This window comes from Edaphocola aurantiacus, assembly GCF_019797745.1.
Classification (GTDB): Bacteria; Bacteroidota; Bacteroidia; order Chitinophagales; family Chitinophagaceae; genus Edaphocola; species Edaphocola aurantiacus.
The window spans coordinates 601,447-614,071 of record NZ_VOSI01000002.1 but is presented as its reverse complement, the minus strand read 5'-3'; the positions used below and the strand labels follow the sequence as shown (position 1 = coordinate 614,071).

The 12,625-nt window shown below is 44.0% G+C and carries 12 protein-coding genes; 9 read left to right on the top strand and 3 right to left on the bottom strand.

From position 1 onward, the window contains the following. Positions 1 to 29: 29 nt before the first annotated feature. From FTD44_RS07195 to FTD44_RS07180, 4 genes are all read left to right on the top strand, one after another. Positions 30 to 935 (top strand): SDR family NAD(P)-dependent oxidoreductase, encoded by a 906-nt coding sequence (locus tag FTD44_RS07195; protein WP_246625367.1) that lies wholly within the window; start codon positions 30 to 32, stop codon positions 933 to 935. A gap of 21 nt (positions 936 to 956) precedes the next feature. Next, positions 957 to 1,877 carry an AraC family transcriptional regulator gene (locus tag FTD44_RS07190; protein WP_222165812.1) on the top strand — a complete coding sequence of 307 codons (921 nt, stop codon included), beginning with the start codon at positions 957 to 959 and terminating at the stop codon, positions 1,875 to 1,877. Positions 1,878 to 1,938: 61 nt separating this feature from the next. Beyond that, on the top strand, positions 1,939 to 2,520 hold the full coding sequence (locus tag FTD44_RS07185) for a TetR/AcrR family transcriptional regulator (RefSeq protein ID WP_222165811.1): 582 nt from the start codon (positions 1,939 to 1,941) through the stop codon (positions 2,518 to 2,520). Positions 2,521 to 2,567: 47 nt separating this feature from the next. Continuing rightward, positions 2,568 to 3,359, top strand: coding sequence for an SDR family NAD(P)-dependent oxidoreductase (locus FTD44_RS07180; protein ID WP_222165810.1), 792 nt, complete (start codon positions 2,568 to 2,570; stop codon positions 3,357 to 3,359). Positions 3,360 to 3,455: 96 nt separating this feature from the next. On the opposite strand, the gene FTD44_RS07175 is transcribed toward FTD44_RS07180, so the two are convergent. Both FTD44_RS07175 and FTD44_RS07170 read right to left on the bottom strand, forming a co-directional pair. Then, the gene (locus FTD44_RS07175) at positions 3,456 to 3,782 is read right to left on the bottom strand and encodes a hypothetical protein (RefSeq protein WP_129020395.1); all 327 of its coding nucleotides are present in this window, start codon (positions 3,780 to 3,782) and stop codon (positions 3,456 to 3,458) included. A gap of 11 nt (positions 3,783 to 3,793) precedes the next feature. Then, a complete protein-coding gene (locus FTD44_RS07170; protein WP_222165809.1) occupies positions 3,794 to 4,369 on the bottom strand; it encodes an RNA polymerase sigma factor in 576 nt (191 codons plus the stop codon). 205 nt (positions 4,370 to 4,574) lie between these two features. Here FTD44_RS07170 and FTD44_RS07165 point away from each other — a divergent pair, with 205 nt between their 5' ends. From FTD44_RS07165 to FTD44_RS07145, 5 genes are all read left to right on the top strand, one after another. Further along, entirely contained in the window at positions 4,575 to 7,532 is a 2,958-nt protein-coding gene (locus FTD44_RS07165; RefSeq protein ID WP_222165808.1) for a glycoside hydrolase family 3 N-terminal domain-containing protein, read from the top strand. A 139-nt stretch (positions 7,533 to 7,671) separates the two neighbouring features. Then, positions 7,672 to 8,601 carry a type II CAAX endopeptidase family protein gene (locus FTD44_RS07160; RefSeq protein WP_222165807.1) on the top strand — a complete coding sequence of 310 codons (930 nt, stop codon included), beginning with the start codon at positions 7,672 to 7,674 and terminating at the stop codon, positions 8,599 to 8,601. A gap of 3 nt (positions 8,602 to 8,604) precedes the next feature. Then, positions 8,605 to 9,429: a phosphatidate cytidylyltransferase gene (locus FTD44_RS07155; protein ID WP_222165806.1), complete on the top strand. Its 825-nt coding sequence runs from the start codon at positions 8,605 to 8,607 to the stop codon at positions 9,427 to 9,429. A 46-nt stretch (positions 9,430 to 9,475) separates the two neighbouring features. After that, positions 9,476 to 10,141: a phosphatidylserine decarboxylase family protein gene (locus FTD44_RS07150; RefSeq protein WP_129020390.1), complete on the top strand. Its 666-nt coding sequence runs from the start codon at positions 9,476 to 9,478 to the stop codon at positions 10,139 to 10,141. Between the two features lie 49 nt (positions 10,142 to 10,190). Beyond that, the gene (locus tag FTD44_RS07145) at positions 10,191 to 10,676 is read left to right on the top strand and encodes a hypothetical protein (RefSeq protein WP_222165805.1); all 486 of its coding nucleotides are present in this window, start codon (positions 10,191 to 10,193) and stop codon (positions 10,674 to 10,676) included. Positions 10,677 to 10,780: 104 nt separating this feature from the next. Here FTD44_RS07145 and yidC read toward each other — a convergent pair whose 3' ends face one another. Beyond that, on the bottom strand, positions 10,781 to 12,586 hold the full coding sequence (yidC, locus tag FTD44_RS07140) for a membrane protein insertase YidC (protein WP_129020388.1): 1,806 nt from the start codon (positions 12,584 to 12,586) through the stop codon (positions 10,781 to 10,783). Positions 12,587 to 12,625: the final 39 nt, after the last annotated feature.

Sequence of the window (12,625 nt, the reverse complement as noted above, 5' to 3'; positions counted from 1 at the left end):
CGCTCATCAAATAAGCTGCATAAATGGATATGAACACAATAATCCGTGATCAGAACACAAATGCCAAGGGAAAGGAAGGGAATTTTGCAGTACACATAACAATAAAGAATATGAGCAAAGTATGGTTTATAACAGGGGCTTCAAAAGGAATGGGTCTTGAAGTAACTAAAGCCGTTTTAGCCAATGGGGACAAAGTAATTGCCACATCAAGGAACATAACGGAGCAGTTGGCAAAACTAGGTAAAGAGTACAAAAACCTCTTGCCGCTTAAAGTCGATATTACCAATGAGACAGCCGTAAAAACTGCAATAGAGACCGGTATTAAAATATTTGGTCAAATTGATGTAGTCCTTAACAATGCCGGGTATTACCTGGTTGGAAGCCTGGAGGAAATAAGTGATGAGGAATTTCGTCAAACGATGGATGTCAATGTATTTGGCATGTGTAATGTAATCCGTAATTCGGTTCCTTATTTACGCCAGCAACAATCAGGACATATGATCAACATCGCGTCGAACATGGGTTATATAGGCTATGCCAATACAGGTAGCTATAATGCATCAAAGTTTGCAGTAATTGGTCTTTCCGAAGCACTGGCACAGGAAGTGCAGCCATTCGGCGTACATGTTACCGTAGTGGCTCCCGGAATGTTCAGAACAAGCTTTATGAGCGATACCACACTGGCAGTGGTCAAAAATATTATCCCGGACTACCATGTAGCAGAACATGTAAAAATATTGCACAGCATTGACGGCAATCAACCCGGAGATCCTGCGCAGCTGGCAAAGGTCCTGCTAGAAATTTCACAGCTGCCGGAACCTCCATTACACCTGCCGCTCGGGACAGACAGTTATGAGTCGATTTTGGAACACCGTAAAAAGGAGGCCATAGAACTGGAACAATGGAAGCACCTTTCTCTGGCTACCGACTTTTAATTTATTTGTACATTTACGTTAATGAAAAAAGATGTTTCCATTCCTCATCTTATAAAGTCGATTTCGGAACTGCATCAGCTTTTTGCACTTCCCAAACCTGAACATCCTTTGATAAGCATTCTCGATTTTGAACGGCTGAGCTATAGGTATAGTGATGTCTGGAAACATTTTACTAATGATTTCTACTGCATCACTATCAAGAATGGGAGCAACGGTAATTTAAAATACGGGCAAAGGGATTATGATTTTGATGGCGGAATGATGACCTATACAAAACCGGGTCAGGTATTCTCTGTAACGGCAAGCAATGACAATCCGGTTACTGGATATATGCTTGTTTTTAAAGCAGATTTAATCCGGCCCTATGCCCTGGGTAAAAGCATTGGAAACTATGGTTTTTTCGATTATACGGTTGCAGAAGCCTTACATCTTTCCGATAAAGAAGAATCCATCATTTTATCACTGATGAGACAGATGCAGCAGGAACTTAAAAGCAATATCGACCAGTATAGCCAGGATGTAATTGTGTCGCACCTTGAGTTATTGCTTAACTACGCTAATCGTTTTTACAACCGCCAGTTTATTACCCGAAAAGCAGTTAACAATGATCTGCTATCGCGGTTCGAACAAATAATGGACCATTATTTCAACACAGATATTTCGTTGCACAAAGGCTTACCCACCGTACAGTTTATGGCCTCACAACTCCATCTTTCTCCCAATTACCTGAGTGATATGCTGCGAAATACTACCGGACAAAATGCACAACAGTATATCCAGTGGCATATGATTGAAAAGGCGAAAGAATTATTAAGCACCTCAGATAGAACGGTAAGTGAAATTGCCTATCAGCTTGGATTTGAATATTCACAATCGTTCAGCAAATTGTTCAAAAAAGTCACCAGTCAAACTCCTGTGGAGTACCGAAAATTGTTTCAATAAGATTAAAATTCCCCATCTTGCAAAATAATTTACTATTTTTGTAACGATCAATACAAATAAAATGAAAGGCAGGCCTAACATTCACCAGGACGAAGAAATCATTTTAAAAGCACAGGAAGTATTCTGGCAGAAGGGTTATACCGCTACTTCTCTTTCAGACTTAAGTAGTGCAACCGGCGCTGGCGCAGGAAGTTTATATAACACGTTCAAAGGAGGGAAGAAAGAACTTTTCAAAAGGGCCTTGCAGCAGCGAAAAGCCGATTTAGAACAGTTTAAACAAACGTTGATCAATAGTGAGGAGCCAGTAAAGCTGATAAAAAACTTCTTTCTGGATATCGCACATACCGACAACATGGCCCACCATAAAGGTTGTATTGTAGCCAATACCATTATAGAAATGAGTTTTGTAGATGAGGAGCTGGAACAGGAAGCCATACTGATTCTAAAAGAAACAGAGGCCCTGTACAAATCCGTTATCGCAAAAGAGCAGAAAAAAGGAAATATGCAATCAGTACTGCCAGCCGGTACACTGGCAAAGTATTTGATTACACTGTGGTGTGGCATCAATTCTTTACGAAGAATGTATCCGGACCAGAAAGTACTTAAAACCCAGATAGCATTACAACTCGAAATACTGAGCTAAATTTTTTTGGACTATTTTTTGAACGATTATTACAAAAATAAAGAAACATGGATTTACAATTAAATGGCAAAAAGGCATTTATTAGTGGCTCAACCCAGGGAATAGGGTTTGCAATTGCAGCAAAGCTGCTGCAGGAAGGTGCAGAGGTGATGATTAACGGCAGGAATCCTGACAAAACACAAAATGCCCTGGAACAGTTGCAGCAAGCATTCCCGGAGGCAAAAGTATCAGCTGTTGTAGCCGATTTTTCCAAAAAGGAAGAGGTTGCAACACTTTTGAGATCTTTAGAAAATATTGATATCCTCATCAACAATGTAGGCATATTTGATCTCGCCGATTTCTATGAAACTCCGGAGGAAGACTGGTATCAATACTTTGAAGTAAATGTTATGAGCGGCATGCGCCTGTCCCAAAAGCTACTGCCGGAAATGATCAGGAAAAACTTCGGAAGAATCATTTTCATCAGCAGTGAATCGGGCGTAAATGTACCGGAGAATATGATTCACTATGGGATGACAAAAGCGGCTATGGCTGCTTTGAGTAATGGTTTATCAAAACTGACCAAAGGGACGGCTGTCACCGTCAATACTATTTTAGGTGGTCCTACCTATTCTGATGGTGTTGCCCATACGGTAGCACAGATTGCTCAGGCACAGCAGATGGATGCCGGGCAGCTGAAACAGGCTATTATCCAGCAGTCAAATCCGCATATCTTGTTACAACGTTTTATAGAACCGGATGAGATAGCGCATCTCGCGGTGTATCTGTCGAGTCCGCTTTCCATAGCCACGAATGGCTCCAGTTTAAGGGCCGATAGTGGTGTGTTGAAAACGGTATAGCCTTTACCATTCCTTAATTGCTTCAGGGCAAAAGGGTTGTATACGATTGTGGCGCGCCTTAGGCGCGCCACAATCGTATTATAATATGCTGATTATTTAAGAGGGTTTACACCTGTTCCGTAAACTGTCTTTAAAGCGTTGTCGCTCCTCTTCTGTCATTGACATCAGGCGTTCTCTCATATGAGCCCCACCGCCGAATCGGCCATCTCCTCCGGGGCCTCCACGACCTTTAAAACCAAAAGACCCGAACAGGATGCGGCATAATACCAGCAAACCCAGGGCTTGTCCGTAACGGATATCCTTAACCCCGACCAGTTCAGGTAATATGGCATTCCATAAAAACATCACTACCCATCCTATCAGGAAGAAGGCCAGTATAAACAATAAAAAAAATGGCTTGCGCCCACGATTATAGCGATTCATAAAATGCATTTTTAGGGGTATAACTCTTTATATAAAGGCTCCAGCCGCTTGCGCAGGTGCTTGACTGCGTATCCTTTTCGGCTGATCACCGTTTTTATATTTTCCTGCTGCAGATCAGCGATCTCCTGCAGGGTCATATCTTCAATTTCATTCAGTACAAAGGTATCTCTCTGTACCTCCGGCAATTCGGAAAGGGCATCCATAAAGGCTTTCCAGAAGGTTTCTTTAAAGAAAGTCAGCTCAGGATTATTACTGTCATCCATTAGCAGGACCTCTTTTATATCAAAGGTACCATCCTCCTGCTCATAGGTATAATCTTCCAGTGCTTCGGGCTTGCGCTTACGGTATAAATCTGTGATCTTATTCTTTGCTACAAAATATAACCAGCCGCTGACACTATCCAGCTCTCCGATATCCGTCAGCCGGCTGAACTGGTACCAGACATCCTGCAGTACATCTTCTGCATCCTCCAGCTTCTTTACCTTGCCCCTGATAAAGCCCATCAGCTGGGCGCCATATTTCTTTACCGTATCGGTTATGGTGGGGGCAGTACTATCCGGCATAGATAAAGCAATTGAATGGTTCATACCATGGAAGACGAATCTCCGGGCATTTTACTTTAAATCAACAGATCCTTTTTTCAAATGTACAATTTTTCCCGTGCAGGAAATTATTATATGGCCATCTCCATACATTTTGTTTATTTTTAAGACGTGATCATCAAACCGGATTGCGAATTTATTTTAATTTGCAAATGAGTGTATAAACATCTTTCACCTGGGAGAAAACGATATGAAGAAACTAATATTAAGTATACTGCTGGTTACCGGCTGCGGATCAATGCTACTGGCACAGAATGTACGGCAGAAATGGGTAGACAGCGTTTATAACCGTCTTTCTGAAAAAGAGCGGATAGGCCAACTGTTTATGGTGGCAGCCTATTCCGGAGGCGAAAAGTATAACCAGGGGCAGATACAGGCCCTGATCGATAATCGCCTGATCGGTGGTATCATTTTTATGCAGGGCACACCAGAAGCTCAGGCACAGCAAACAAATACTTACCAGGGTAGTACAAAGGTACCGCTGCTGATTGGCATGGATGCGGAGTGGGGTCTTGGTATGCGCCTGACCGGAGTACAGAACTTTCCCCGGCAGATGATGCTGGGTGCAACCCGAAATGCCGCGTTGGTAGAACAGATGGCCACTGCTATCGCGTACCAGTGTAAGCGTATGGGTGTAAATATTGATTTTGCTCCGGACATAGACGTCAATAATAACCCGGACAACCCGGTAATCAATTTCCGTTCCTTTGGAGATGATAAAGAATGGGTGTCTGTTTTGGGATCTTCTTATGTTAAGGGATTGCAGGACAATGGCATTATGGCCTCTGCCAAGCACTTCCCGGGACATGGCGATGTATCGGTAGACTCGCATCTGGACCTTCCGATCATTACCAAAACCAAACAGCAGTTATATGACCTGGAGCTGTATCCCTTCCGGAAATTATTCCAGCAGAAAGTACAGAGTGTAATGATAGCACACCTTTCGATTCCTTCACTGGAGCCGGGAAAAGGTGTACCTTCTACCTTATCTAAAAAGATTGTGACCGATCTGCTGCAAAATGAAATGGGATTTCAGGGGCTGATCTTTACCGATGCGCTAAACATGAAGGGTGTGGCGAAGTACTATCCTAACGGAGAAGCGGACCTGCAGGCCTTCCTGGCCGGTAATGATGTGCTGCTGTTTTCGGAAGATGTACCTAAGGGTATCGCTAAGATACAGGATGCACTGAAACAGAAAAAGTTCACAACGGTCCGATTGGAAAAGAGTGTGAAGAAAATACTGGCGGCTAAATATGATGCCGGCCTGAACCGTGTAGCAAAAGTGGCCCCGGAAAACGCAACAGCAGACCTGAACCGTTATACACAGGCTATATTTGAAAATGTAGCTGCAGAAGCGATCACCATGGTAAGGGACAATAACCATATCATGGATAAGCTGACGCTCCGCCCCAATGGTAATTATGCCTATGTATCTGTGGGCAAAACAGAGAATCTCGTGACCACAGATCCTAAGCTTTTTCATAATATGCTGAAGGCTGCCTTGCCGAATACCAGCGTATTCAGCTTTGCCAAAAGTCAGAGTGCCGCCAGAATGGATGCACTACTCAATAGCCTGAAGCGATATGATGCGGTCATTATCGGCATGCAGGACCTGAATTTATACCCTAAGGATAATTATGGCCTGGATGTGATGCAACTGGCTTTTATGAAACAGCTCTGCCTGCTCAATAATACTTTATTTATTGACTTCGGAAATGCCTATGCCCTGAAATATATCTGTAATGCACCGTCCAGCATTGTTACGTATGAGGAGCACGATGCTACTTACAAGGCTGCACTTAATGTGCTGACCGGGCGCATGACCGCGAGAGGATTATTACCGGTACACCCATGCAGCAATATAGAGCCGGCAACCAGTAAACCGGCACCGGTCAATACGCCTGTGGGAGGCCAGAAGCCGAATGCCGGCACACCGGTTGTAACGAATCCGGTAACCAGTCCTAACCAGTTAATCAAAGATCCTGCTGCACTTTCTGCCCTGGATAGCTACTTAAATGGCTCTGTCAGTCGCGGAGTATTCCCGGGTTGCCAGGTACTGGCCCTTAAGAATGGACAGGTGGTCTATAAAAAGAATTTCGGCACTTTCAGCTATGGCAATAATGTTCCGGTAACGGACAAAACCCTGTATGATATTGCCTCCGTGACCAAACTGGCAGCGACTACGCTGGCCGTAATGAAACTGTACGAACAAGGCAAGATCAACCTGACCAAAACCCTGGGCGATTACCTGCCCTGGACTTTGGGTACCAATAAAGCGGGCTTAAAGATCAGTGATATATTGCTGCATCAGGCTGGTATGAAAGCCTGGATACCGTTCTACAAAAGTACCATTGACAGCACGGGCAATCCGAATGCCAATATCTATGCGGCATTCAAGAATGCGAAATTTTCTGTGCCGGTGGCATCGGGTATGTATATGAATCAGAATTATGTAGATACGGTCTGGAAAACGATTCTTGAAAGCCCGGTTACTGCTCCGGCTTCCTATGTATACAGCGACCTGGACTTTCTCTTCCTGCAAAAGGTGGTGGAAGCTGTAACTAAAACACCGCTGGATGAGTATGTTTCTGAAAATTTTTACGAACCAATGGGTTTGAAAAATATCACTTTTAATCCCTGGGCTAAAAACTGGCAGCAACGTTGTGCTCCTACAGAAAGGGATAATTATTTCAGATTCCAGTTCCTGCAGGGATATGTACATGATATGGCTTCTGCAATGCTGGGCGGGGTTACCGGCCATGCCGGCCTGTTTGCCAATGCAGAGGACCTGTCTATTATTATGCAGATGCTGATGAATGGTGGCACCTACCGCGGTAAGCAATTACTGAGTCCGCAGACGGTAAGCTATTTTACCGGTTACCGTTCAGGAATCAGCCGCAGAGGCTACGGGTTCGACAAACCGGAAAAGAGTTCTGGCGACGGCGGTCCTGCCTCTAATTATTGCAGTAAAAGTGCATTCGGCCATCAGGGCTTCACCGGCACCTGTGTATGGTCTGATCCGGATAAGGGCGTTGTATTTATCTTCCTATCTAACCGCATCAATCCTACAGCCGACAATAACCTGATCAATAAAGCAGGTACCCGTGTGGTAACACAGGATTATATCTATAAAGCACTGGGTTATTAAAAACCCGGATCAGTTATATAAAAAGAGGCTCCTGCAATGCGGGAGCCTCTTTTTATATAACAGTTTTCTTACATAATCTGTTTCGGGCCATTGCGTTCCATTGAGTATCTTTGCAGCTTACCAAGTGATGATCATGCGTATGTTTCAGCTGAGACGGCAGGCTCCGGCCATGCAGTTATTATTTTTTCTGTGTCTTTATTTTCTGGGCACGGCTTTATTTATGGGCAGCAGCCAGGCCCTGACCAGTATGATGCATATAGATCTTAAATCCCTCAATAGTACAGCAACTCCGGTCAACAGTAATCTCAGCTGGGGATTGTTATTGCTGAACGGACTGTCGCAGGTATTGACCTTCCTGTTACCGGCCCTGGCTTTTATATACCTGCTCCCCGACCGCCCACGTTTCTTTTTATCTTTCAAACCGGTAAAAGGTTCCCGTGTTGCCAGTATGTTCATAGTGGCCATAGGTATGCTGGCGCTGATATTAGGGCTTTCTGCATTATTACAATCTTTCTCCTGGGGTACTGAAGCCGATACGATGCAGGAACAGCGCAAAGCTATGGAGGCTGCCTTGCTGCGTATGGATACTGCCGGTGATATCATCATCCGGGTTATCTTTATTGCACTGATTCCGGCCTTCTGTGAAGAAATCTTTTTCCGCGGTATCGTGCAGCGTTTCTTTAACAGCTTTCTGAAAAGACCTGTACTCAGCATTATTGCAAGTGGCTTGTTCTTCGCGATGTACCATGCCAGTATCTACAATTTCCTGCCAATTACCCTGGCTGGGATTGTACTGGGATTCATCTACCATCGTACCGGTAATATCTGGTATGCTATCTTATTGCATTTCCTGAATAATGGTATACAGGTATTGCAGGCATTCTGGGTATCGCGCAATCCGCATCTGGAAGAGGAACAGCTCCCTATTTACGTGATCATTGGTTTAATAGTCGCAGGAGCTGTTATTGTATTTCTCACATTGCGCCGCATATTTGCCGGCACCCATGGCTTCGCCAAGACCTGGTCTATGCCGTATCAATCTTCTTATCAAAATAATATTTCCGGATAATTTATGAACTGGCCTGTATTTTTTACCCGTTTGGGTTCTGCCATTGTTTTTGCTGCTATTATGATGTTTGGCCTGCTGGGCCACTTGTGGACGGGCTCTGTTTACGGCATTGTCGGGCTGGCGCTACTGATCCAGTTCCTGGGCATCCGTGAGTTTTACCGGCTGGCACAGAACATTTTTAAAGAGGCACACTTTCCAGCCTGGCTGCAATGGCTGACACAGGTAATGGGTGTACTGGTATTTGTAGGGGTTAATCTTTCTGCTTCCGGCGCATTCGAAACCGCTATGCTGACGGGTATCCCGCTGATCATCCTGTTTCCCGCAATACTGTCCAAACGTACAGCATTGGCTGCCGGGGTCATGAGCCTTATCGGTTTATTATATGTTGCGGTACCTATGGCACTGATGGTGCAGTTATGGAGCATCCATTTCTCCCTGCCCCTGGCTTTAATTTTAATGATATGGATGAATGACACTATGGCTTATATCGTTGGGTCTTTCATCGGCAAAACACCTTTTTCACCCATTTCACCAAAGAAAACCTGGGAAGGTACTATTGGCGGCGCATTGCTTACGATTGGTGGCGCTGCGATCTGGGCACACTACACTACCCTATTCCGTCCTATGGACTGGATGGTCTTTGCAGCAATTGCAGCATTTGCCGGTACGGCAGGTGATCTGCTGGAGTCTAAGCTAAAAAGACTGGCGGGCATTAAGGACTCTGGCAATATAATGCCGGGTCACGGCGGAGCCCTTGATCGCTTCGATTCGCTGCTGGCCGCACTGCCATTTGCTTATATTTATATAATGTTTGCGATGGCAGCATAATTTGATTTAATTTTGACACTCATTTTTTAACCATTCATATTTAATTATGACGATTCATCGCGAAGGATATAAATATATCACTATTGCTACTATCTTATTTGCCGGACTGGCTATCTTAAACCATTTCCTGCTGAATAAAGCCGGCTGTGCCTTCCAGATTGCTTACTGGACCTTACAAACGGCCTTTTTCTTATTATGGTTCTGGGTGCTTTGGTTCTTCAGAATTCCGAACAGAACCTTTACACAAGGTGATAACCTGGTGATTGCTCCTGCAGATGGTAAAGTTGTGGTGATTGAAGAAACCGTAGAAAACGAATATTTCAAAGACAAGCGTTTACAGGTTTCTATCTTTATGTCTCCCCTGAATGTTCACGTAAACCGCAGCCCGATTAAAGGACTGATCAAATATGTAAAATACCATCCTGGTAAATACCTGGTAGCATGGCATCCGAAGTCCTCTACAGAAAACGAGCGTACTACAGTAGTTGTAGCTAACAACCAGGTAACCCTGCTGATGCGTCAGATCGCCGGTGCTCTGGCTCGTCGTATCTGCTATTACGTTAAGGACGGACAGACTATTGGTCAGAATGCTGAATTCGGTTTCATCCGTTTCGGTTCACGTGTAGATATCTACTTCCCTGTTGGCACAAAAATTGAGGTAAATATCGGTGATAAGACAAAAGGCGGACAGACCATTCTTGCCAGACTGTAAGTACCGCTTTTTTAGTATATTTACTCTATTGAACACAACAGATCAGCGTATGAAATCAAGAGAAACGATTAACAGACTGCGTAAGAGGGGAATCAAACAAGCCAGCACGGGCAAAGATGCTCAGAAGCCGGCCGGGAATAAACCAGTACAGTTTAGTCCTAAAGATATTGAAGCTATACTGATTGATGTAAGCCTTCGGGAATTATATAATAACGGTGACCGCAGAGACCTCGATTTCGTAAAAGAAATACTGACTCCGAATAATATTTCGGTTTCTGAAGGCAAAGCACTGGAATCCTTCTGGGATATCATTACGAACTCCGGCCTGATGAAAGCAGTGATCGGATTTGGCAAAAACGGCAAGCTGACCCTGACCAATGACGGATACAACCTGATGAACCAGTTCGGCAGCTATATGAATTACCTGAATAAGATGAAAGCTGCAGGCAAGGGACCATTAAGTGATGAAGAACCACAACAGGAGCATCCTCCGCTACAGGCTGGAGATACCGATGTGGTAGATGGTGTACAGTAATACTGTCTCTTCTTTAAAATCCAACAACAGTATACAAAACATAAAAAAGGAAGCCGGAATGTGATACATTCCGGCTTCCTTTTTTATGTTACTAAGCGTTTAGCTTATTTTCTGTTTTGCTGTTGCTTCTGCATTTCTTCCAGTCTTTGCTGCCATTTAGAGGTAGCGGCTGGCTTGTTTCTGTTTGCCTTGATCTTCGCATGAATTTTCTCTTCATTAATAAAGAACTTCTGGATAACAAACTGCTGTAATAAGCTCAGCATATTGGAGAAGAAGTAGTAGAAGGTAAGACCTGCTGCAAAGTTGTTGAACCAGCCCAGGAACATAATTGGCATGATGTAAGGCATCCATTTCATCACTTGTCCGTTAGGACCTGCCATTTCCTGACCTCCGGTCATTTGCTTGCTGTATATAGCTAATAACAAGCTGGATACCGTCATCAGCAGGGTGAATAAGCTCACGTGATCTCCGTAGAACGGAATGCTGAATGGTAAGTTCAGGATATTATCATAAGTTGATAAGTCATCAGCCCATAAGAACTTCGCCTGGCGCAACTGGATTGCTGTAGGGAATACATAATACATGGCCAGCAGGAAAGGCATCTGCAGTAATAATGGTAAACAACCACCTAATGGGTTTACACCTGCAGTGCGGTATAATTTCATTTGCTCCATACCAAACTGTTGTTGGTTATCGGCATACTTCGCTTTCAGTTCATCCAGCTCCGGTTTCAGCACACGCATCTTCGCTGAAGACAACTGGCTTTTGTACGTGAAGAAGGATAAAACGAAACGGATGATCAGGGTCATTACGATGATCAGGATACCGAAGTTAGAGATGAATGAAGACAACACATTGAACAATGGAATGATCGCCCATTTCGCAATATATTTTACGAAGAAGAAGATACCGAAACCAAGAGGGATCATTTCTTCCATTTCATAATTATATGATTTCAGGGTATTATAATCATTAGGTCCGATGTACCATCTGAAGTTAAAGGCGAAATCATTAGACGCAGCAACCGGAATGCTCATAGTGCTTAAGTCCGTAGCCACAATGCTGGAATCATTAGGCTCAGCAGCATCATACGATCCTTTCTTAAACGGCTTTTCAGCAGCAATGATGGTTGAGTTGAAGAAGTGTGTTTTTACACCCATCCATTGCAGTGCCTCATCCATAGATTTTTTAGGCTTGCGGGATACGGTATTGTAATCATGCTCACCACTCTGGTAACGGAAGTGTATCTGCGCATTTGTGCGTTCGTTCTTCAGGTCTTTTTCCGTGCTTAATGCTGTTGTTTTCCATTCTACCGGGATTTCAGTAGTTTTAGACAGACCGTCAGCCATACCAACCAGGCGCAGGCTTGCATCCATCATATAACCATCCTTAGGCAGGGTATAGGTCATTACTACACTTTTACCGGCACCGACATCAGCTGTCATTACCAGTTGCGGACTACCATCAGCTGCGGTTTTCTGCTCCGGAGTAAAGTTCAGCTCATCAGACCACATATCTTTACCATTAACCGGGATCTTAAACGCCAGACGGTTGCCTGGTTTTCCGGAGAACAGTAATAAAGGCTTCTGACTATAGGTTTTAAATTTAACCAGGTTAGCCTCAACCGGGAAAGCACCTTTGCTGGTTACTTTAAGGTTGATAAGTCCGTTGCTTACGGTTACCATTTGCTCTGCACCACGGAATGCGGTCGGAAGCGAAGTGTCCACTACAGTAGTAGTGTCTTTCAATACTGCAGTGTTTGCAGCAGGTTGCGGGTGTGCTTTAGCATAAGCTAAAGAATCTGCAGTTTTTTTGGCTTGATACTCCTTGGCGGAATTGTTACTGTAAAAGATGTAACCGGTGGCCAGGGCAAGTAACAATACAAAACCAATGACTGAATTGCGATCCATTATGTGTTAATTCAATATAATATGAGGCGCAAAGGTAAA